At 74.8% G+C, this 21,119-nt stretch carries 21 protein-coding genes; 12 read left to right on the plus strand and 9 right to left on the minus strand.

Going from position 1 to position 21,119, the window contains the following annotated elements:
• The coding region (locus tag E9529_RS12490; protein ID WP_236831467.1) for a DUF349 domain-containing protein at positions 1–1,284 on the plus strand (1,284 nt) is incomplete at its 5' end.
• Between the two features lie 75 nt (positions 1,285–1,359).
• Here E9529_RS12490 and miaB read toward each other — a convergent pair.
• Positions 1,360–2,847 carry a tRNA (N6-isopentenyl adenosine(37)-C2)-methylthiotransferase MiaB gene (gene miaB, locus E9529_RS12495; RefSeq protein ID WP_236831468.1) on the minus strand — a complete coding sequence of 496 codons (1,488 nt, stop codon included), beginning with the start codon at positions 2,845–2,847 and terminating at the stop codon, positions 1,360–1,362.
• Between the two features lie 72 nt (positions 2,848–2,919).
• Between miaB and E9529_RS12500 the strand changes: the two genes are divergently transcribed.
• From E9529_RS12500 to E9529_RS12530, 7 genes are all read left to right on the plus strand, one after another.
• Complete coding sequence (locus E9529_RS12500) at positions 2,920–3,546, plus strand: DUF2975 domain-containing protein (protein ID WP_236831469.1); 627 nt, start codon at positions 2,920–2,922, stop codon at positions 3,544–3,546.
• Positions 3,543–3,812 carry a helix-turn-helix transcriptional regulator gene (locus E9529_RS12505; protein WP_308195280.1) on the plus strand — a complete coding sequence of 90 codons (270 nt, stop codon included), beginning with the start codon at positions 3,543–3,545 and terminating at the stop codon, positions 3,810–3,812. The genes E9529_RS12500 and E9529_RS12505 overlap by 4 nt, the downstream gene beginning before the upstream one ends.
• Positions 3,813–3,894: 82 nt before the next feature.
• Positions 3,895–4,650, plus strand: coding sequence for an amino acid ABC transporter ATP-binding protein (locus E9529_RS12510; protein WP_236831470.1), 756 nt, complete (start codon positions 3,895–3,897; stop codon positions 4,648–4,650).
• Between the two features lie 23 nt (positions 4,651–4,673).
• Complete coding sequence (locus E9529_RS12515; RefSeq protein ID WP_236831471.1) at positions 4,674–5,570, plus strand: glutamate ABC transporter substrate-binding protein; 897 nt, start codon at positions 4,674–4,676, stop codon at positions 5,568–5,570.
• 74 nt (positions 5,571–5,644) lie between these two features.
• Positions 5,645–6,292: an amino acid ABC transporter permease gene (locus E9529_RS12520; RefSeq protein WP_236831472.1), complete on the plus strand. Its 648-nt coding sequence runs from the start codon at positions 5,645–5,647 to the stop codon at positions 6,290–6,292.
• Entirely contained in the window at positions 6,289–7,194 is a 906-nt protein-coding gene (locus E9529_RS12525) for an amino acid ABC transporter permease (RefSeq protein WP_236831473.1), read from the plus strand. The genes E9529_RS12520 and E9529_RS12525 overlap by 4 nt, the downstream gene beginning before the upstream one ends.
• 86 nt (positions 7,195–7,280) lie before the next feature.
• Positions 7,281–7,763, plus strand: coding sequence for a hypothetical protein (locus E9529_RS12530; protein WP_236831474.1), 483 nt, complete (start codon positions 7,281–7,283; stop codon positions 7,761–7,763).
• 83 nt (positions 7,764–7,846) lie between these two features.
• Here the strand turns inward: E9529_RS12530 and E9529_RS12535 are convergent, their stop codons facing one another.
• The 4 genes from E9529_RS12535 to E9529_RS12550 all read right to left on the minus strand — a co-directional run bounded on the left by E9529_RS12535 (position 7,847) and on the right by E9529_RS12550 (position 11,334).
• Positions 7,847–8,497 carry a regulatory protein RecX gene (locus tag E9529_RS12535; protein ID WP_236831475.1) on the minus strand — a complete coding sequence of 217 codons (651 nt, stop codon included), beginning with the start codon at positions 8,495–8,497 and terminating at the stop codon, positions 7,847–7,849.
• A gap of 7 nt (positions 8,498–8,504) precedes the next feature.
• The gene (gene recA / locus E9529_RS12540; protein ID WP_236831476.1) at positions 8,505–9,542 is read right to left on the minus strand and encodes a recombinase RecA; all 1,038 of its coding nucleotides are present in this window, start codon (positions 9,540–9,542) and stop codon (positions 8,505–8,507) included.
• A 173-nt stretch (positions 9,543–9,715) separates the two neighbouring features.
• Positions 9,716–9,910, minus strand: a complete 195-nt coding sequence (locus tag E9529_RS12545) for a DUF3046 domain-containing protein (RefSeq protein ID WP_236831477.1) — start codon at positions 9,908–9,910, stop codon at positions 9,716–9,718.
• Positions 9,911–10,056: 146 nt separating this feature from the next.
• Entirely contained in the window at positions 10,057–11,334 is a 1,278-nt protein-coding gene (locus E9529_RS12550) for an MFS transporter (RefSeq protein WP_236831478.1), read from the minus strand.
• A 79-nt stretch (positions 11,335–11,413) separates the two neighbouring features.
• Here E9529_RS12550 and E9529_RS12555 point away from each other — a divergent pair, with 79 nt between their 5' ends.
• A complete protein-coding gene (locus tag E9529_RS12555; RefSeq protein ID WP_236831479.1) occupies positions 11,414–16,018 on the plus strand; it encodes an ATP-dependent helicase in 4,605 nt (1,534 codons plus the stop codon).
• 45 nt (positions 16,019–16,063) lie between these two features.
• On the opposite strand, the gene E9529_RS12560 is transcribed toward E9529_RS12555, so the two are convergent.
• Positions 16,064–16,648: an antibiotic biosynthesis monooxygenase gene (locus E9529_RS12560; RefSeq protein WP_236831480.1), complete on the minus strand. Its 585-nt coding sequence runs from the start codon at positions 16,646–16,648 to the stop codon at positions 16,064–16,066.
• Between the two features lie 97 nt (positions 16,649–16,745).
• Here E9529_RS12560 and E9529_RS12565 point away from each other — a divergent pair, with 97 nt between their 5' ends.
• Positions 16,746–17,603: a DNA-formamidopyrimidine glycosylase family protein gene (locus tag E9529_RS12565; RefSeq protein ID WP_236831481.1), complete on the plus strand. Its 858-nt coding sequence runs from the start codon at positions 16,746–16,748 to the stop codon at positions 17,601–17,603.
• 53 nt (positions 17,604–17,656) lie between these two features.
• Here E9529_RS12565 and E9529_RS12570 read toward each other — a convergent pair whose 3' ends face one another.
• A complete protein-coding gene (locus E9529_RS12570) occupies positions 17,657–18,553 on the minus strand; it encodes a PspA/IM30 family protein (protein WP_304505636.1) in 897 nt (298 codons plus the stop codon).
• 64 nt (positions 18,554–18,617) lie between these two features.
• Here E9529_RS12570 and E9529_RS12575 point away from each other — a divergent pair, with 64 nt between their 5' ends.
• Together E9529_RS12575 and E9529_RS12580 are read left to right on the plus strand one after the other, a co-directional pair.
• Entirely contained in the window at positions 18,618–19,625 is a 1,008-nt protein-coding gene (locus E9529_RS12575) for a PfkB family carbohydrate kinase (protein WP_236831482.1), read from the plus strand.
• On the plus strand, positions 19,622–20,140 hold the full coding sequence (locus E9529_RS12580) for a GNAT family N-acetyltransferase (protein ID WP_236831483.1): 519 nt from the start codon (positions 19,622–19,624) through the stop codon (positions 20,138–20,140). The genes E9529_RS12575 and E9529_RS12580 overlap by 4 nt, the downstream gene beginning before the upstream one ends.
• On the opposite strand, the gene E9529_RS12585 is transcribed toward E9529_RS12580, so the two are convergent.
• Positions 20,116–20,607: a TetR family transcriptional regulator gene (locus tag E9529_RS12585; protein WP_236831484.1), complete on the minus strand. Its 492-nt coding sequence runs from the start codon at positions 20,605–20,607 to the stop codon at positions 20,116–20,118. The two genes, E9529_RS12580 and E9529_RS12585, sit on opposite strands and share 25 nt — an antisense overlap.
• Before the next feature lie 19 nt (positions 20,608–20,626).
• The gene (locus E9529_RS12590) at positions 20,627–21,025 is read right to left on the minus strand and encodes a helix-turn-helix domain-containing protein (RefSeq protein WP_236831485.1); all 399 of its coding nucleotides are present in this window, start codon (positions 21,023–21,025) and stop codon (positions 20,627–20,629) included.
• Between the last annotated feature and the right edge of the window lie 94 nt (positions 21,026–21,119).

Genomic DNA, 21,119 nt, shown 5'->3' on the forward strand with positions numbered 1-21,119 from the left:
GGGTCGCTGACCACGGTCTCCACCGGGGCGGCGCCCGCTCCCGCGCCGCCCGCCGCCCCGGTGGAGACCGTGGTCAGCGACCCGTCGCAGTGGGGCCGGGTGGACGAGCAGGGCACCGTCTTCGTGCGCACCGCCGACGGCGAGCGCGAGGTCGGCTCCTGGCAGGCCGGGGACGCCGAAGCGGGGTTGGCCCACTACGGCCGCCGCTACGACGACCTGGCCACCGAGGTCGCGCTGCTCGAGGCGCGGCTCAAGGCGCACACCGGCAACCCGGGCGAGATCAAGGCCAAGGCGGAGGCGCTCGCGTCCTCGATCCCGACCGCCGCCGCGGTCGGCGACCTGGAGGGGCTCGCCGCCCGGGCGCGGGCCATGGTGGCGACCGCCGAGTCCGCCGCCGCGGAGTACCGCGCCGAGAAGGCCGCGGCCCGCGCGGCCCAGGTGGCCCGCAAGGAGGCGCTCGCGGCCGAGGCCGAGCAGATCGCCGCCGAGTCCACGTCGTGGAAGGCCGCCGGCGACCGCCTCAAGGCGATCGTCGAGGAGTGGAAGACCATCCGCGGCATCGACCGGAAGACCGACGACGCCCTGTGGCAGCGCTTCGCCGCCGCCCGGGACGCCTTCGGCCGCCGCCGCGGCGCCCACTTCGCCCAGCTCGACGCCCAGCGCGGCGAGGCCCGGGCGGCGAAGCAGGAGCTGATCAAGGAGGCGCAGCGGCTGTCGACGTCGACCGAGTGGGGGCCCACCAGCGCCGCCATGCGGACGCTGATGGACCGCTGGAAGGCCGTGCCGCGCACCGGCCGCGACGGCGACGACGACTTGTGGAAGCAGTTCCGCGCCGCGCAGGACGTCTTCTTCAGCGCCCGCGCCGAGCAGGACAAGGCGCGCGACGCCGAGCAGGTCGCCAATCAGCAGGCGAAGGAGCAGCTGCTCGCCGAGGCCGAGCAGCTCGACCCGGGCAAGGACCTCCGCGGCGCGCAGAACGCGCTGCGGAAGATCCAGGAGCGCTACGACGCCATCGGCCACGTGCCGCGCGCGGTCATGCGCCAGCTCGAGGACCGCATGATGGCCGTCGAGCAGAAGGTCCGCGGCGCCGCCGACGCCGGCCGGGTGCGCACCGCCCCGGAGAACCCGATGGTCACCTCGATGCGGGCCGCCGTCACCAAGGCCGAGGAGCAGCTGGCCAAGGCCGAGGCCGCGGGCGACGAGCGCCGGATCGACGAGGCGCAGGCCAACCTGGCGACCCGCCGGGAGTGGCTGGCCGAGGCGGAGAAGTCCGCCCGCCGCTGACAGCCGCACCGACGACGACGCCCCCGCCCGGGACTTCCGGGCGGGGGCGTCGTCGTCGGATCGGGCGCCGTCGGGTCAGGTGACCGCGCAGCCGGACGCGAGAACCGGCAGCGGAGCGGGGACGCCCACCTGCGGCATGCCGAGCGAGACGCCCGGCGTGGTGGGCCGGGTGCCGGCCTCGCTCGCGTCCCCGGCGCGGGTGCGCCGGTGGGACAGCAGCGGGCCGTCGGCGACCAGGTGGTGCGGTGCGGCCTGGGTGACGACGGTCTCGACGACGTCGCCGGGGCGGACGCCGTCGGCTGCCGTGAAGTGGACGAGGCGCCCGTCGCGGGCCCGGCCGGAGAGCCGGCCGCGCGCGGCGTCCTTGCTGCCCTCGCCGGCGGCGACGAGCAGCTCCACCCGGCGGCCGACCAGCCGGCGGTTCTCGTCCCAGCTGATCTCGTCCTGCAGCGCGGTGAGCCGGAGGTAGCGCTCCTGCACGACCTCCTTGGGCAGCTGACCGTCCATCTCGGCGGCCGGCGTTCCAGGGCGCTTGGAGTACTGGAAGGTGAAGGCGCTGGCGAAGCGGGCCCGCCGGACCACCTCCAGCGTCTGCTGGAAGTCCTCCTCGGTCTCGCCGGGGAAGCCGACGATGATGTCGGTGGTGATCGCGGCGTCGGGCATGGCGGCGCGGACCCGGTCGATGATCCCCAGGTAGCGCTCCTGCCGGTAGGCGCGGCGCATCCGCTTGAGCACGTCGTCCGACCCCGACTGCAGCGGCATGTGCAGCTGGTGGCAGACCGCCGGCGTCTCGGCCATGGCGGCGATGACGTCGTCGGTGAACATCGCCGGGTGCGGGCTGGTGAAGCGGACCCGCTCCAGCCCGTCGATGCGGCCGGTGGCCCGCAGCAGGTCGGCGAACGCACCGCGGTCGCCGAAGTCGCTGCCGTAGCTGTTCACGTTCTGACCGAGCAGCGTCACCTCGAGCACGCCCTGGTCGACCAGCGCCTGCACCTCGGCCAGGATCTCGCCGGGCCGGCGGTCCTTCTCCTTGCCGCGCAGCGCCGGGACGATGCAGAACGTGCAGGTGTTGTTGCAGCCGACGCTGATCGACACCCAGCCCGAGTGGGCGGAGTCGCGCTTGGCCGGCAGGGTCGACGGGAAGACCTCGAGCGCCTCGACGATCTCCACCTGCGCCTCGGCGTTGTGCCGGGCGCGGTCGAGCAGCGCGGGCAGCGAGCCGACGTTGTGCGTGCCGAAGACGACGTCCACCCACGGGGCGCGGCGCACGATCTCGCCCCGGTCCTTCTGCGCCAGGCAGCCACCGACGGCGATCTGCATGCCGGGACGGGCGTCCTTGACCGGGCGCAGGTGCCCGAGGTTGCCGTACAGGCGGTTGTCGGCGTTCTCGCGCACCGCGCAGGTGTTGAGGACGACGACGTCGGCGTCGTCCCCGTCCGCCGCGGCGGTGTAGCCCGCCGCCTCGAGCAGGCCGGAGAGGCGCTCGGAGTCGTGCACGTTCATCTGGCACCCGTAGGTGCGCACCCGGTAGGTGCGGGCGGGGCTCTGCGCTGCGCTGCTCATGACAGGAGGAAGGGTACGTCGCGGCGAGCACAACGATTGTCGTTGTTATCGGGAATCGATATGTTCGGCGGCATGAGGACCAGCCGCCCCTTCCTCGGCCGCACGGGCACGAACCTGGGCGCCGCCGTCCTGTTCGTCGTCGCCGCCGTCGCGCTCCTCACCGCGGTGGTGCTGCCGGTCAACCAGCTCACCCAGCCGGGCGGGAGCGTCACCGTGCAGGTCGCGGAACCGGACGACGACCGGTCGCTCGACCTGGCCGGCCTCCCCGAGGGCGTGTGGGTCGTCGACTCGACGTCCGAGTCGCAGCTGTTCGCCGCCGACCTGCCGGCCGGGCTGCGGGCGCTCACGGAGCTACCGGCCTCGCTCCACGCGATCGCCGTCGCGGTCGGGGCGTGGCTGCTCGCCCGGCTGCTCTGGTCCATCCACGACGGGCACGCCTTCGACCGGCGCAACCCCGGGCGACTGGCCGGCCTGGCCGCGGCCGTCGTGCTCGGCGGCCTGGTCGTGCCGATGGCCGAGGGGGTGGTCGCGACGACCGTGCTGGAGCACCTCGACCTGGCCGGGCCCGGCTCGCCGCTGGTGCTGTTCGAGGTGACGCTCTCGCTGACGCCGATCGGGCTGGCGCTCGCCCTCCTCGCCGCCGCCGAGGCCTTCCGCCGCGGGCGCGCGCTGGAGGACGAGGTCGAGGGGCTGGTGTGAGCCCCCGTCGCGACGGGCCGGCGCCCGACGACGACGCCGGCCACCGGGTGGTCTGCCACCTCGACCGGCTGCTGGAAGAGCGGGGCATGACCCTCGTCGAGCTCTCCGAGCGGGTCGGCGTCTCGGTGGTCAACCTCTCGGTGCTCAAGAACGGGCGGGCGCGCGCGGTCCGTTTCTCCACGCTCACCGCGGTCTGCGACGCGCTCGGCTGCCAGCCGGGCGAGCTCTTCTCCGTCTCACCCGAACGGGCGGACTCCGTCGGCTGACCCCCCGGCCCGCCTGCGTTCGTTACGCCTTCGTGATCCCACGGTGCGGGAACCGCGACCTCCCGCCCTTAGGGTCCCCAGGGTGACCAGCCGTCCGAACGGAGAGCCTCTCGTCCGCCTGTCCGGCGTCAACAAGTGGTTCGGCGAACTGCACGTCCTGCAGGACATCGACCTGGAGATCGCCCGCGGCGAGGTGGTCGTCGTCATCGGCCCCTCGGGGTCGGGCAAGTCGACCCTGTGCCGGGCGATCAACCGCCTCGAGTCGATCGAGAAGGGCGAGATCACCATCGACGGCGAGCGGCTGCCCGACGAGGGCAAGGAGCTCGCCCGGCTGCGCGCCGACGTCGGCATGGTGTTCCAGAGCTTCAACCTCTTCGCGCACAAGACGATCCTCGAGAACGTCACCCTCGGGCCGATCAAGGTGCGCAAGCGCTCCAAAGCCGACGCCGAGAAGCGGGCCCGCGAACTGCTGGACCGGGTGGGTGTCGGCGCGCAGGCGGACAAGTACCCCGCCCAGCTCTCCGGCGGACAGCAGCAGCGGGTGGCCATCGCGCGTGCGCTCGCGATGGACCCCAAGGTCATGCTGTTCGACGAGCCGACGTCGGCACTGGACCCGGAGATGATCAGCGAGGTCCTCGACGTCATGGTCGGCCTGGCCGCCGAGGGGATGACGATGATCGTCGTCACCCACGAGATGGGCTTCGCGCGGAAGGCGGCCAACCGCGTCGTCTTCATGGACGGCGGCCGGGTCGTGGAGTCCGCCGACCCCGAGACGTTCTTCAGCACCCCGAGCTCCGACCGGGCCAAGGACTTCCTGTCCAAGATCCTGAACCACTGACCGTTCCTACGGAAGGACAGCACATGCGCACCACCCGCTACGCCGCCTCGCTCGCGGCCCTCGGCCTCATGCTCGCCGCCTGCGGCGGCAGCGAGGCCGGCAACCAGGCCGAGGACGCCGCCGACTCGAACGTCGAGGTCCAGGAGGAGGTCGACTTCGAGGCGGGTACCACGATGGCCGAGCTCGCCGAGGCGGGCTCCATGACCGTCGGCACCAAGTTCGACCAGCCCGGGTTCGGTCTGCTGAACCCCAACACCGAGACCCCCGAGGGCTTCGACGTCGAGATCGCGAAGCTGATCGCCGCCGAGCTCGGCATCGCGCCCGAGGACATCGAGTGGACCGAGACCGTCTCGGCCAACCGCGAGCCCTTCCTGCAGAACGGTCAGGTCGACATGGTGGTGGCGACGTACACCATCAACGACGCCCGCAAGGAGCTGATCGACTTCGCCGGGCCCTACTACGAGGCCGGTCAGGACATCATGGTCGCCGCCGGCAACCCGGAGGGCATCGAGGGTCCCGAAGACCTGGCGGGCAAGAACGTCTGCTCGGTCGAGGGCTCCACGCCGGCGCAGAACATCCGGGACAACTACCCGGAGGCGACCCTCACGCTGTTCGACGTCTACTCCAAGTGCGCCGACGCCCTGGCCAACGGCCAGGTCGACGCCGTGACCACGGACAACGTCATCCTCACCGGCCTGGTCGCCGGCAGCGACGGCGCCTTCGAGCTCGTCGGCAACCCCTTCACCGAGGAGCCGTACGGCATCGGCGTGCCGAAGGGTGACGACGAGTTCCGCGCGTTCATCAACGACACGCTCGAGGAGGCCTACGAGAGCGGCGCCTGGGCCGACGCCTGGGACCGCACCGCCGGCGCCATCAGCGGCCAGGAGGCTCCCGAGCCGCCGGCCGTCGACCGCTACTGAGAACCCCCGGCGCTGCGGGGCGGGAGTCCCCGCCCCGCAGCGCCGCTCCATGACCAGCCCCGAGAGGAGGCGGCGTGCAGTTCCTCGCTGACAACTTCGACCTGCTGTGGGACGCGTTCCTGACGACGCTGAGCCTGTCGCTGCTCGCCGGCCTGCTCGCGCTGGTGCTGGGCACGCTCCTGGCCGCCGCACGGGTCAGCCCGATCCCGCCGCTGCGCGGCCTGGCCAGCTTCTACGTCGAGACCTTCCGCAACACCCCGCTGACGGTGGTCTTCTTCTTCCTTATCTTCGGCCTGCCGCAGATCGACTTCATCCTCGGCTTCTACACCGGGGCTGTGCTGTCCCTCGGGCTCTACACCGCGGCGTTCGTCTGCGAGGCGGTGCGCTCGGGGATCAACTCGGTCTCGACCGGTCAGGCCGAGGCGTCCCGCGCCATCGGCCTCACCTTCGGGCAGTCGCTGCGCGAGGTCGTGCTCCCGCAGGCGTTCCGGACCGTGGTCCCGCCGCTGGGCAACGTCTTCATCGCGATGGTCAAGAACAGCTCCATCGCCGCGGGCTTCGCCACGAGCGAGCTCAGCTCCCTACTCCCCCGCCTGGTCAACGCCGACGCCGGGCAGCTCACCGCCGTCCTGCTGGGGGTCGTGATCGCCTACATGATCATCACGTTGCCGCTCGCCTTCGGCGTGCACCGCCTGGAGCGACGGGTGGCGATCCTGCGATGACCACGCCGGTCCTCTTCGACATCCCCGGCCCCAGGGCGCGCGCCCGCATCCGGATCGGTACCGGGATCGGGATCCTGCTGATCCTGGGGATCCTCGCCGTGGTCCTCGTCAGGCTGGCCGGCAACGGTCAGCTCGAGGCGCAGCGCTGGGCCGTGCTGTTCGACGCGCGCACCGGCGTCCCGCAGACGTTGGGGCGCGCGCTGGTCAACACGCTGCAGGTCGCCGCTGTCGGCATGGTCGTGGCCACCCTCCTGGGACTGCTGCTGGCCGTCGGACGCCTGTCCGACCACCGTCCGGTCCGCTGGCTGGTCGGCACCTACATCGAGTTCTTCCGAGCCATCCCGCTGCTGGTCGTCATCTTCGCGCTGTACTTCGTGCTGCCGAAGTACGACATCGAGCTCTCCGCCTTCCAGGCGCTCGCCGGCGGGCTCATCCTCTACAACTCGGCGGTCCTCGCCGAGATCTTCCGCGCGGGCATCCTGTCGATCGACAAGGGCCAGCGCGAGGCCGCCTTCGGCATCGGGATGCGCAAGTACCAGGTGATGTCTCTGGTACTGCTCCCCCAGGCCACCCGGCGCATGCTGCCGGTGCTCATCGCGCAGCTGGTGGTCCTGCTGAAGGACAGCTCGCTGGGCTTCATCATCGGCTACTTCGAGCTGCTCCGAGGTGCGCGCAGCCTCGTGGAGTTCTTCTCCCTGAGCTTCGGCAACCAGTACACCTTCCAGCTCTACGTCGCCGCCGGCCTGATCTACATCGTCATCAACGTGCTGCTGTCACAGCTGGCGAACCTGGTCGAGCGCCGGACCCGCCGGAGGCCCACGACCGCTGGCACCCAGGCCATGGAGCTGCCCGCCGACGTCCAGATGGGTCAGGGCGGAGGGGCTGCGGCTTCACCCCGCTGACCTGCGTTTTCTCGTCCGACACACTCGTCCCAGCCGGGCGCGCCGGACGGGCTCGAGGCGGAACGGTCACGACACTGGTCGGCACGATGGAGACGATGCACGCGGCGGGGCGCCGCAACCTGCCCCCGGTCCCCCGGACCTCTGCCGAGACGATCCCGCCCGCCGAGCAGACGGCCGCCCCGACGGTCCTCGACGGCACTGCCCTGCTCGACGACGCCGCCCTGCTCGATGCGGGTCAGGAGTTCGTGGCCCGGCTGCGCGCCGCGGCCCCCGCCTTCGCCGACGCGGCCGGCGCGGAGAGCGCCGTCGTCCGGGAGGTCGTGCCGCCCGCGCGGCACCGTCGCTCGCGCTGCCGGGTGGTGTTCCGCCACCCGGACGGCACCGAGACCGACCTGACCTTCGTCGGCGAACGGCGGCGTCCGGGTGCTCCGTCGGCCGGCGAGCTGGACGTGGAGATCACCCGGTGGCTCGCCGACGGCCAGCGCCGGGACCCCGCCTGGCTGGTGGACGACGAGGAGGCCCCCGACGGGCTGGCCGTCGACGTGACCGCCTGGCTCGCCACCGGCTGACCCGGCCGCGACGGCAGAGACGCGACGAGGCGGCCCGGGGGAACCGGGCCGCCTCGTGTCGTGTCGGGGTGAGGTGCGGCCCCTCAGGGCAGCGCGCTCTCCTCGTCGAACTCGGTCAGCGCATCGTCGTCCGCCGCCGCGCCCACCTCGTCGAGGACCTCGCGGACCACGGCCGCCGCCAGGCCCCCGTTGTACCCCTTGCGGGCCAGCATCCCCATCAGCCGCCGGGTGGCCGTCTGCCGGTCCAGCCGGCGCATCGCCGGTGCCCGGCGCTCCACCAGGCGGCGGGCCGCCTCCCGCTCGTCGTCGTCGTCGACGAGCTGCACCGCCTCCGCGGCGGTCTCCGGGTCGACGCCCTTGGCCCGGAGCTCCGCGGAGAGCGCCCGCCGGGCGAGCCCGCGACCGGCCTGCCGGCTGCTGACCCAGGCGCGGGCGAACGACGCGTCGTCGATGAGCCCGACCTCGGTGAACCGGTCCAGCACGGCCTCCGCGGCGTCGTCCGGGATGTCGCGCTTCGCGAGGAGGTCGGCCAGCTGCTGGCGGGTCTTCGGCGCCCCGGTCAGCGCGCGGAGGCAGATGTTCCGCGCCACCTGCTCCGGGTCGCCGGGTTCGTCCTCCGGGGAACCGGGGGCGACGTCCTGGGTCAGGGGATCGTCACCGCCCGGCGTCCGCGAGCGCCGGCCGGCCCGGGTGACCCCGGGGCCGCGCCGGCGGTTCGGTGGCCGCTCGTCCACCGGCAGGTCAGAAGTCGGGGGCGTCGACCGGCGCCGGGGCGTCGAGCTTCGGGCCGATGCCCAGCTTCTCCTTGACCTTCTTCTCGATCTCGTCGGCCAGGTCGGGGTTGTCCCGCAGGAAGTTGCGGACGTTCTCCTTGCCCTGGCCCAGCTGGTCGCCCTCGTAGGTGTACCAAGCGCCGGACTTCTTCACGATGCCCTGCTCGACACCGGCGTCGACGATGCCGCCCTCGCGGCTGAAGCCCTGACCCCACAGGATGTCGAGCTCGGCCTGCTTGAAGGGCGCGGCCACCTTGTTCTTGACGACCTTGATCCGCGTGCGGCTGCCGATCGCGTCGGTGCCCTGCTTGAGGGTCTCGATGCGGCGGACGTCGAGCCGGACGGACGAGTAGAACTTCAGCGCGCGCCCACCGGTGGTGACCTCGGGCGAGCCGTAGACCACGCCGACCTTCTCGCGCAGCTGGTTGATGAAGATCGCCGTCGTGCCGGAACTGCTCAGCGCACCGGTGATCTTGCGCAGCGCCTGGCTCATCAGGCGCGCCTGCAGACCCACGTGGCTGTCGCCCATCTCGCCCTCGATCTCGGCGCGGGGCACCAGGGCGGCCACCGAGTCGATGACGATGATGTCGAGCGCGCCGGAGCGGATCAGCATGTCGGCGATCTCGAGCGCCTGCTCACCGGTGTCGGGCTGGCTGACCAGCAGGGCGTCGGTGTCCACGCCGATGGCCCGGGCGTACTCCGGGTCGAGCGCGTGCTCGGCGTCGATGAAGGCGGCGATGCCGCCGTTGGCCTGGGCGTTGGCCACCGCGTGCAGGGCGACCGTGGTCTTACCGGAGGACTCCGGCCCGTAGACCTCGATGACCCGGCCGCGCGGCAGACCGCCGATGCCCAGGGCGATGTCGAGGGCGATCGAGCCGGTCGGGATGACCTTGATCGCCTGGGCGGCCTCGTCGCCCAGCCGCATGACCGAGCCCTTGCCGAACTGCTTGTCGATCTGGGCGAGGGCCATGTCGAGGGCCTTGCCGCGGTCGAGCGTTGCTGCCATGGTGCGTCACCTTCGGTTCGCGAGAAGCGGGTCGGGACCGACGCTAGGGCGAGGCACCGACAGTTTTCGGAATGCAGAGCGGGCTGGGGAGAACCGGCCGCCCTGTGGACGCCACAGTAGGCCGAACAGGTGTTCGATCGCCAGGCCGACACGCCGGCCGGGCCGCTCGGCGCTCAGCGCTCCCTGGGCGGCACGTCGAAGGCCTCGCAGACGGCCAGCCACACCTTGCGCACGGGCAGGCCCGCCTCGATGGCGTCCACCGCGGTGCGCCCGCCCAGCTCGGAGAACACGTGGTCGCGGGCCACGCTCTGGGCGCGCATCGACCCGAACTGACCGTCCAGACGGGACCAGAACTCCTGCAGCCGCACCCCACGACGCTAACCCGCCGGCGCCCGGCCGCGCCGCTGCCGCCCTACCCTGGCGCGCATGATCCCGGGCACCGGCTCCGCGACGCTCGACACCGTCCTCGAGATCGGCATCGTGATCGCGCTCGTCGCGCTCATCGTGCTGCTGATCAGGAACTACCGCGGGCGCTGACCCGCGCCCCCAGCCACACCACGACCAGCGGCAGCACCAGGGCCGCGGACACGCCGGACACCAGCCCGAAGCCACCCCAGGCCAGCAGCGGGCCGCCGACCACGCCGGCCAGCGCGGCACCCAGGCCCATCAGCATGTCGGTGCCGCCCTGCGCGGTCGGCCGCAGGTCGGCCCCCACCGACGCGGTGACGAGCGCGGAGCCCGCGATCAGCCCGCACGACCAGCCCAGGCCGAGCAGCAGCAGCCCGGCGCCCAGCTGCACCGAGTCCTCGGGAGCCGCCGTCCCGGACACCGCAGCCGCGGCCAGCAGCAGCCCGGCGCCCAGGGCCACGACCGACGGCGCACCGACGCGGTCGGCGAGCATCCCCACCAGCGGGGAGAACAAGTACATCCCGGCGACGTGCACGCTGATGACCAGGCCGACCAGGCGCAGCACCGCCCCCTCCGGGCCGCCGGCGTGGCCCATGTGCACCGGCGTCATCACCATGACGCCGACCATCACGGAGTGGGCGACGACCACCGAGGTGATGCCCAGCCGCCCCGCGGGCGTCGCCCACACCGCGCGCAGGGCGGCGCCGGTGGCCTGCCGCGGCCGTGGCCCGCCGGCGCCCCCGCCCAGCGACCGGGCCAGCAGCAGCGGATCGGGCCGCAGCAGCAGGAGGAAGGCGACGGCCACGACGGCGAAGACGATCGCCGAGACGACGAAGACGCCGCCGAGGGCGGGCAGCCCCAGCGCCTCGCCGAGCTCGGCGCCCGGCGCGGCGAGGTTCGGCCCGACGACGGAGCCGACCGTCGTCGCCCACACGACCAGGGAGAGCGACCGGCCGCGGTGCTCGGGCTCGGCCAGGTCGGCCGCGGCGTACCGGGACTGCAGCCCGCACGCGGTGGCGGCACCGAAGAGGAACAAGCCGCAGAGCAGCAGGAGCAGGGACGACGCGGCGGCCGCGACGACGGTCAGCACCGCGCCGAGCACGCTCAGGCCGTAGCCGACGGCCAGCCCCGCCCGCCGGCCGGCGCCATCGCTGATCCGGGCCAGCGGCACCGCCAGGACCGCCGCACCCAGCACCCCGGCGGTCTGCCCGAGCCCGGCCGCGGAGTCGGTGCCGGCGACGTCGCGGGCCAGCAGCCCGCCGGCGGTGATGCCGACGGTGACGCCCAGGCCCGCCAGCGCCACCCCACCGCTGAGGACGCCCAGCGTGCGTCGCTGCACGCGGGCGACGTCGACCGCGACCTCCGGCTGCTGCAGCGGTCCCACGTGCGCTCCCGTCTCCCCGGGCGGGTGGTCCCCTCCCGCCGACCAGCGAAGTGTCGTACACGGCGGGGACACTGAGCGCGTGCCCGCCCGCCCGACTTCCGGCCCCACCGAGGGTCCCGGCGCCCTGGCCCGCTTCTCCGAGCCGACGCGCGCCTGGTTCACCGGCGCCTTCGAGCAGCCGACCGGGGCCCAGGAAGGCGCCTGGCAGGCGATCAGCAGCGGCGAGCACGCCCTCGTCGTCGCCCCCACCGGCTCGGGAAAGACGCTCGCCGCGTTCCTGTGGTCGCTCGACCGGCTGGCCGCCGCCCCACCGGCAGACGAGCGGACGCGGTGCCGGGTGCTCTACGTCTCGCCGCTCAAGGCGCTGGCGGTCGACGTCGAGCGCAACCTGCGCGCGCCGCTGGCCGGCATCGGGCAGGCCGCCGCGCGGCTGGGCCTCCCCCGGCCGGAGATCAAGGTCGGCATCCGCTCCGGTGACACCCCGGCCGACGAGCGGCGCACCTTCGCCCGCCGGCCCCCGGACATCCTCATCACCACGCCGGAGTCGCTGTTCCTGCTGCTCACCAGCCAGGCGCGGGAGGCGCTGCGCGGCGTGGAGACGGTCATCGTCGACGAGGTGCACGCCGTCACCGACTCCAAGCGCGGGGCGCACCTGGCCGTCTCCCTCGACCGCCTCGACGAGCTGCTGGAGCGGCCGGCGCAGCGGATCGGGCTGTCGGCCACCGTGCGGCCGATCGAGGAGGTCGCCACCTTCCTCGCCGGCGGCCGCCCGGTGCAGGTGGTCTCCCCGGGCTCGACGAAGCGGTGGGACCTCTCGGTCGTCGTCCCGGTGGAGGACATGAGCGAGCTGGGGCAGCCCACCGGCGAGCTCGAGGGCTCGGCGGCGGGGCACCAGCCGCGCACCTCCATCTGGCCCGCGGTCGAGGAACGGGTGCTGGACCTGGTGCAGGCGCACCGCAGCACGATCGTCTTCGCCAACTCCCGCCGGCTCGCCGAGCGGTTGACCAGCCGGCTCAACGAGCTGGCCTACGAGCGGCAGACCGGCGAGCCGGTGCCGCCGGGCACCAACGCCGCGGCGCTCATGGCGCAGGCGGGATCCGGCGGCGGGCTGCCGGAGGCGTTCCAGCCGGTCGCGGCGGCGCACCACGGCTCGGTGTCCCGCGAGCAGCGCGCCGTCGTGGAGGAGGCGCTGAAGTCCGGCCGGCTGCCCGCCGTCGTCGCCACCTCGAGCCTGGAGCTGGGCATCGACATGGGCGCGGTCGACCTGGTCGTCCAGGTCGAGGCGCCGCCCACGGTCGCCAGCGGTCTGCAGAGGGTCGGCCGCGCCGGCCACCAGGTCGGGGCGGTCAGCCGGGGGGTGCTGTTCCCGAAGTACCGCGGCGACCTCGTGCAGTGCGCGCTGGTCGCCGAGCGGATGCAGGCCGGCGCGATCGAGTCCATCCGCTACCTGCGCAACCCGCTCGACGTGCTGGCCCAGCAGATCGTCGCGATCGTCTCCGAGCGGCCGCGCACCGTCGACGAGGTCGGGGCGCTGGTGCGCCGCTCGGCGGCGTTCTCCTCGCTGCCCGAGTCGGCGCTGCACGCCGTCCTCGACATGCTGGCCGGGCGCTACCCCTCCGACGCCTTCGCCGAGCTGCGCCCGCGGCTCACCTGGGATCGCGTCACCGACACCCTCACCGCCCGCGCCGGCGCGCAGCGGCTGGCCGTCACCAGCGGCGGCACCATCCCCGACCGCGGCCTGTTCGGCGTCTTCCTGGTCGGCGGCGAGGGCACCGGCGGGCGCCGGGTCGGCGAGCTGGACGAGGAGATGGTCTACGAGTCGCGGACCGGCGACGTGTTCCTCCTCGGGTCCTCCTCCTGGCGGATCGAGGAGATCACCCACGACCGGGTGCTGGTCACCCCGGCGCCCGGCCAGCCCGGCAAGATGCCGTTCTGGCACGGCGACGCCCCCGGGCGGCCCCTGGAGCTCGGCCGGGCCCTCGGCGCCTTCCTGCGCGAGGTCGGGTCGGCGACGCCGGAGGCAGGGCTCGAGCGGGCGCGCGCCGCGGGCCTGGACGAGTGGGGTGCGGCCAACCTGGCCGCCTACCTGGCCGAGCAGAAGGCGGCCACCGGCCACCTCCCCGACGACCGCACCCTGCTGGTCGAGCGGTTCCGCGACGAGCTGGGCGACTGGCGGCTGGTCGTCCACTCCCCGTTCGGCGCCCAGGTGAACGCCCCGTGGGCGCTGGTGCTCGCCGCGCGGCTGCGCGAGCGCTACGGCGTCGACGTCTCCTCGATGCACTCCGACGACGGCATCGTGCTGCGGCTGCCCGACACGACCGGCGAGCCGCCGGAGGGCGAGCTGGCGGTCCTCGACCCGGACGACGTGGAGCGCGAGGTCACCGCCGAGGTCGGCAGCTCGGCGCTGTTCGCCAGCCGGTTCCGCGAGTGCGCCGCCCGCGCGCTGCTGCTCCCGCGGCGCGATCCCCGCCGCCGCACCCCGCTGTGGCAGCAGCGCCAGCGCGCCGCCCAGCTGCTGGGCGTCGCCAGCGAGTTCTCCTCGTTCCCGATCACGCTCGAGGCGGCCCGCGAGGTGCTGCAGGACGTCTACGACGTGCCCGGGCTGATCGAGCTGATGGCCGACGTGCGGGCCCGGCGCGTGCGGGTGGTCGACGTGCAGACCGAGACCGCCTCACCCTTCGCGCAGTCGCTGCTGTTCGGCTACGTCGGCCAGTTCCTCTACGAGGGCGACGCCCCGCTGGCCGAGCGCCGCGCCCAGGCCCTGGCGCTCGACACCGGCCTGCTCGCCGAGCTGCTCGGCCGCTCCGAGCTGCGCGAGCTCCTCGACGCCGAGGCGATCACCGAGATCGAGGCCGAGCTGCAGCGGCTCCCCCAGCCCCGGCACCCCCGCGACGTCGACGGCGCCGGCGACCTGCTCCGGGTCGTCGGTGACCTCACTGCCGCCGAGGCCGCGCGCCGCGGCGCCCCGCAGGAGTGGCTGGACGAGCTGGTCGCCGCCCGGCGCGCGCTGGTGGTCCGCATCGCCGGCGAGGAGCGCTACGTCGCAATCGAGGACGCCGGGCGCCTCCGCGACGCCCTGGGCACCGCGCTCCCCGTCGGGGTGCCCGAGGTCTTCACCGAGCCCGTCGCCGACCCGCTGGGCGACCTGGTCGGTCGCTACGCGCGCACGCACGGCCCCTTCCAGCCGACCGAGGCGGCGGCCCGGCTGGGTCTCGGCGTCGCGGTGGTCACCGCGACGGTGCAGCGGCTCACCGGCACCGGCCGGCTGGTCTCCGGCGAGTTCCGTCCCGGCGGCACCGGCCAGGAGTGGTGCGACGCCGACGTGCTCCGGTCCATCCGCCGGCGCAGCCTCGCGAAGCTGCGCCAGGAGGTCGAGCCGGTGCCCACCGGCACGCTCGCCCGCTTCACCCCGTCCTGGCAGGCGGTCGGCAGCCGGCTGCGCGGCGCCGACGGCGTGCTGTCGGTCGTCGAGCAGCTCGCCGGGGCCCTGGTGCCCGCCAGTGCGCTCGAGTCGCTGGTGCTGCCGGCCCGCGTGCGCGACTACTCCCCCGCCATGCTCGACGAGCTCACCAGCGCCGGCGAGGTGCTCTGGGCCGGTGCCGGCGGCCTGCCCGGCGGGGACGGCTGGATCAGCCTGGTGCCCGCCGACCTCGCACCGCTGCTGCTGCCCGAGCAGCTGGAGGTGGCCGGGGAGGGGCAGCCGGTGCTCGACCTGCTCGCCGGCGGCCAGGCGATGTTCTTCCGCGGCCTCTCCGACTCACTCGGCGCCACCGACGACGCCGCCCTGGCCGACCTGGTGTGGGACCTGGTGTGGGCCGGCGCGCTGACCAACGACACCCTGGCCCCGCTGCGCAGCCGGCTGGGGGGCGGCGGCACCCACAAGCGGGCCGCCGCCGCCCCACGGGTCACCCGCACCCGGTACGGGCGGCCGCGGCTGTCCCGCGCCGCGATGCCCACCCGCAGCGGACCGCCCACGGTGGCCGGGCGCTGGTCGCGGCTGCCCGACCGCGAGGCCAACGCCACCCGGCGCACCACCGCACGCGCCGAGGCGCTGCTCGAGCGGCACGGGGTCCTCACCCGGGGCGCGGTCATGGCCGAGCAGGTGGCCGGGGGCTTCTCCGCCGTCTACCCGGTGCTGCGCGCCTTCGAGGAGAACGGCCGCGCCCGTCGCGGCTACTTCGTCGAGACGCTCGGCGCGGCCCAGTTCGGCACCCCGGGCTCGGTGGACCGGCTGCGCAGCTTTGCCTCGCCCGACCGGGTCCCGGCGGGCGCCGTCGTGCTGGCGGCCACCGACCCGGCCAACGTCTACGGGGCCGCGCTGCCGTGGCCGGAGCGGTCCGGGAGCGAGGACGCCGCCGTCGACATCGGCGAGGGCACCGGCGCCGGCCGGAAGTCGGGGCACCGGGCGGGGCGGAAGGCCGGCGCGCTGGTCGTGCTGGTCGACGGCGACCTGGTGCTCTACGTCGAGCGCGGCGGCAAGACGCTGCTGTCGTGGACCGAGGACGAGCAGGTGCTCAAGGAGGCGGCGACGGCGCTGTCCGGGGCAGTGTCGGCGGGGGCGCTCGGGCGCATGGTGGTGCAGAAGGCCGACGGCGCCTCGGTGCACGAGTCGACGCCGCTCAGCAACGCGCTCCAGGCAGCCGGCTTCGCCGCCACCCCGCGCGGCCTGCGCCTGCGGGCCTGACCCCGCGCGGCGGAATCAACGGCGGCGGGGTCAACGGCCACGGGGTCAGCGGCGGCGGGAGCCCTGCAGCCAGGGCGCGCACCAGCGGCTCAGCCGCGGCATGAGCAGGCGCAGCGCGGTGACGACGTAGACCGCCGACAGCAGCAGCCGCAGCGGCCACGGCCAGCCCTCGACCAGCGGCAGCGCGAGCACCTGGAAGCTCGAGGTGAACGCCAGGACGACGGCGACGGTCAGCAGCCAGCTGCGCCAGGCCGGCCCCGGCCGCGGCGGCACGGCGAAGAAGCTCTCCAGCCCCACCGCCCGCGCGACCCGCTCGTCCTCGACCATCCCCGGCAACCGGGCCAGGAACGCCTGCCGCTCCGGCGAGCGCTCCCACGCGGCCAGGGAGTCGGCGTCGGCGAACCGGTAGACCAGGTGGTACTCGGAGCTGCCCTCCCCCGGGTGCAGCAGCGAAGCCCCCAGGTTGCCGGGGAAGTTCGCCGCCTCGGCCAGCACTGCGCGGGCCGCCCGCTCGAACGCCGTCCGCCGGTCCGCTCGCACCACGCGGGCGACGGTGACGGTGACGGGCTGGTGGTCGGGGGCGGTGGGTGCGCTCCCGAGCCGGGTGCGCAGTCGCAGGGGCACGCTCACGCAGGGAGCAGCGCAGGGCGCGACCCGCCGCTTCCCGGTTGTCGGGGCTCTCACACCCAGGGGGCGGGTCGGCGTGCTGCCGGGGATCATGGTCGGCGTGCCCGAGGGAGACACCGTCTGGCTGGCGGCGAAGCGGATGAACACCGCGCTCGCGGGCAGCACGCTGCGCCGCGGCGAGTTCCGGCTCCCCCAGCTGGCCGCCCTCGACCTCACCGGCGCGGCCGTCACCGAGGTCGTCCCCCGCGGCAAGCACCTGCTGATCCGGCTCGCCGACGGGCGCACGCTGCGCACCCACTTCCGGATGGACGGCAGCTGGCACATCTACCGGCCCGGCGCCCGGTGGCGCGGCGGCCCCGGCTACGACGTCCGCGTGGTCCTCGCCACCGACGAGTGGGAGTGCGTCGGCTACCGGCTGCACGACGTCGACATCGTGCCGACGGCCGAGGAGGACCGGCTCGTCGGCCACCTCGGCCCCGACATCCTCGCCCCGGGGTGGGACCTCGACGAAGCGCTGCGCCGCATCCGCGCCCAGCCCGACGAGCAGGTGGGCGTCGCCGTCCTCGACCAGCGCAACGTGGCCGGCATCGGCAACCTCTACAAGGTCGAGTCGCTGTTCCTGCTGGGCCTGCACCCGTGGGCGCGGGTGGCCGACGTCGACGCCCGGCTGGCACCGCTGCTGGAGCGGGCCCAGCGGCTCATGCAGGCCAACCTCGAGCACCCGGAGCAGAGCACCACCGGCGACATGCGCCGCGGCTACGACCACTGGGTCTACGGGCGGAAGGGCAAGCCCTGCCGCCGCTGCGGCACGCCGATCCTCATGGGTGACCAGGGGCCGCACCTGCAGGAGCGGGTCACCTACTGGTGCCCGCGGTGCCAGGCGGCGAACTCCCCCGTCTCGCCGACGGCGCGCACCGGCGAACCGGGGCGGCCCCGGCCGGTCGCCACCCCCGGCTGAACGTGCTCCGCCCCGCCGCCCGGACGGGGCGGCGGGGCGGGGAGATCGGCGTGTCAGGCCGGGTCGGGCCGCTCGGCCGGCTGCGCCTGGGGCTGGGTGGCCTGCTCCGGCGCCGGCGTCCCCTGCTCGATCGCGCCCGCGGCGTTGCTGCCCTCGACGGCCGGGGTGCCCGTGCCGCCACCCATCGACGCGCGGATCTGATCCAGCCGCGAGGCACCGGCCACGTCGAGGGTGGCCTTCTGCACCTCGAGCATGCGCCCCTCGACCGACGACTGCGCGAGCTCCGCCTGCCCCAGCGCGTTGGCGTAGCGGGCCTCGATCTTGTCCCGCACCTCGGACAGGCTGGGGGTGTTGCCCGGCGCGGAGAGCTCGTTGACCTGCTTCATGGAGGCGGCGACGTGCTCCTGCATCTTCGCCTGCTCGAGCTGGCTCATCAGCTTGGTGCGCTCGGCCAGCGTCGTCTGCAGCCGCATGCGCGACTGCTCGACCGCGCCGCGCGCCTGCTCGGCGGCCTGCAGCGCCTCGTCGTGGCTGCGCTTGAGGTCCTCCATGGACTGCTCGGCGGCCACGAGCTGAGTGGCGAACGCCTGCGCCGCCTGCTCGTACTCGGCCGCCTTCGCCGCGTCCCCCTTGCCCCGCGTCTGGTCGGCCAGCACCAGCGCCTGGCGGGCGGAGGCCTGCAGCTTCTCGACCTCGCTGAGCTGCCGGTTCAGCCGCATCTCCAGCTGGCGCTGGTTGCCCAGCACCGCAGCAGCCTGGTTGGCCAGCGACTGGTGCCGCTGCTGCTCGGCCTCGATCGCCTGCGCGATCTGGATCTTCGGGTCGGCCCGCTGGTCGATCTGGGCGTTGGCCGAAGCGGTGAGGTACTTCCACAGCTTCACGAACGGGTTGGGCATGGGGTCCTCCTGCTCCGGCGCGGTCGCCGGCCCGGCGATGCTCGTCCCCAGCATCGTCCCAGGTGATCACCCTCGGCAACCGACGCGGGCCGTCCGCGCCGCGGCTAGTGTGCCCAGCGTGCCGCCTGCCACGCCTGCCCTCTGCGTCCTCGGGGAGCTCGTCGTCGACCTGCTGCCCGTCCCCGGCGCCGCGCCCGGCAGCACCGCGCCGCACTACGTCGCCCGCCCGGGCGGCAATGCGCTCAACGTCGCCGTCGCCGCCGCGCGCCTCGAGGCCCCGGTGCGGCTGCTGGCCCGGCTGGGCACCGGCCCGCTCGCCGCGAACCTCCGCCGGCACGCCGAGGCGGCCGGAGTCGACACGGCCGGGTTCGTCGACGCCACCGAGCCGGTCAGCCTGGCCGTCGTCGGCGTCGGCGCCGACGGCTCCCCCGACTACGGCTTCCACGTGCTCGGCGCCGCCGACTGGCAGTGGACCGACGAGGAGCTCGACCGGGTCCTGCCCGAGGCCGTCGGCGCGCTGCACGTCGGCTCGATCTCCAGCTGGACCGAGCCGGGCAGCGGGGCGATCGCGCGGCTGGTCGGCCGGTTGCACGGCCGGGCGCTGGTCAGCGTCGACCCGAACATCCGGCCGATGCTCGCCGAGGGCCCGGTCGGCGCCTCCCTGGGCAACGACCGCGCCGCCGTCACCGCCCGCCTCGACGAGCTGGTCCGGCAGGCCGACGTGGTGAAGGTCAGCGCCGAGGACCTCGCCTGGCTGGAGCCGGGCACCACCGACCTGGACGACGCGGCCCGCCGCTGGGCCGGCCGCGGACCCGCGATGGTAGTGCTCACCGACGGCGGCGCGCCACTGCGGATCGCCCGGCCCGGCCGGCCCGTGCTGCGCCGCGAGATCCCGCGCGTGCCCGTGGTCGACACCGTCGGTGCCGGCGACTCCCTGGCCGCCGGGCTCCTGACCGGCCTGCTCGGCGCCGGGCTCACCGCGCGCGCCGACCTGGACGCCGTCCCGGACGACCGGCTGCTGGCGCTGGTCGACGACGCCGCGCTGGTGGCCGCGGTCAACTGCACCCGGGTGGGCGCCGATCCCCCCACGCGCGCGGAGCTGGCGGCGGCGCGGGGCGACGGGTGACCACCGAGGACCTCCGGCTGGTCGGCTTCGAGGAGCTCTCCGCCGGTGCCCTGCGCGGCCGGCTGCTGGCCCGCCGCGCCGAGTTCTGGGCGGGCTCCCCGCTCGACGACGACGCCGTGGTGGCGCTGCACGACCCGGTCTTCTTCCACCAGCTCGGCGGCTTCGGCGCGGTCGCCCTCACGCCGGACGACGAGGACGCCGGCTACCTGCTGGGCGTGGTGAGCGCCGACCGCCTCGCCGTCGTCCAGGCCGTCGCCGTCCACCCGGACCGGCGGGGTCGCGGGGTCGCCACCGGGCTGCTGGAGCGCTTCGCCTCCCTGGCGGCGGGGGTGGGCGCGCGCGTCGCGCAGGCCGTCGCCCTGCCGACGGACACCGCCGCGGCCGCCCTGGCCGGCCGGCTCGGCGCCTCCCCGGCCCCCTCGCCCGGGCACGCCGGTCCCGGCGCCGACCGGGTGGTCTTCACCTGCCGCCTGCCCCTGGCGCCACCGGCTCAGCCCGCGGCGCCCAGGAGCTGACCCAGCAGCGCCGCCTGCCGCCGCCGTTGCGTGGTGAGCCCCGGCTGGAGCACCACGCCGAGGAGCCACCGCCCGGCCAGCTGCGCCCCGTCGTCGTCGGTGCCGAGCACCGCCGCCAGCCGCCCGGTGAGCTCCGCCCACGCCGGCTCGCCGGGCGCCAGCAGCGCGACCAGCCGGTCCGGCTCGGCGGCGGCGAGCCGGCGCAGCACGGGATGGGTGGCGAGCTCGTCGGCGAGCCCCGCCAGCCCCTCGGCCGGGGGTAGGCCCGCGGCGAGGTCGGTGAGCCGCTGCAGCTCCACGCCCAGCAGCGCCCGGGCCACCTCGTCCTTGGTGCGGAAGTAGTTGTAGAGCGTGGCCTTGGCCACCCCGGCTGCGGCCGCCACCGACTGCATCGTGGCGCGCCGCAGACCCTGGGCGGCGAAGGCCTCGGCGGCGCCAGCGAGGAGCTCCGCCCGGGTGCGGTTCACGCCGCCCGGTGCGGGCGGGTCAGGCGGCGAGCGACACCGCGTCGCGCCGCGGGGCGGTGCGCCCCTGCCCCGCGCCGACGAGCGCCAGGGCGGGCTCGGCCGCGTCGGCCGGCTGCGGCGCGGGCGCGGTCCCGTCGGCGGGCGCCTCGGCCGGGCTCGCCAGCGGGCGGACGTCCGCACCTGCCGTGGCACCGCGCAGCTCGAGGCTCACCTCGGCGAGCAGGTCGGCCAGCTCCACGTCGAGGGCGTCGCAGATCGAGGCGAGCAGCTCGGAGGAGGCCTCCTTCTGCCCTCGCTCCACCTCGGAGAGGTAGCCGAGGCTGACCCGGGCGGCACCGGAGACGTCGCGCAACGTGCGGTGCTGACGCAGCCGGTGGCCGCGCAGCGTGTTCCCGAGCTGGGTGCGCAGCAGCGTCATGGCCGTCTCCTGTCCTGCGAGCGGGGAAGCGGCGGTGCCGTCGGGCACCGTGCGCTCACGGTACGCGGCGCGTGCGCCGCCGGCCCACCGACGG

The organism is Blastococcus sp. KM273128 (genome assembly GCF_021698975.1).
In the GTDB taxonomy this organism is placed as follows: Bacteria; Actinomycetota; Actinomycetes; order Mycobacteriales; family Geodermatophilaceae; genus Blastococcus.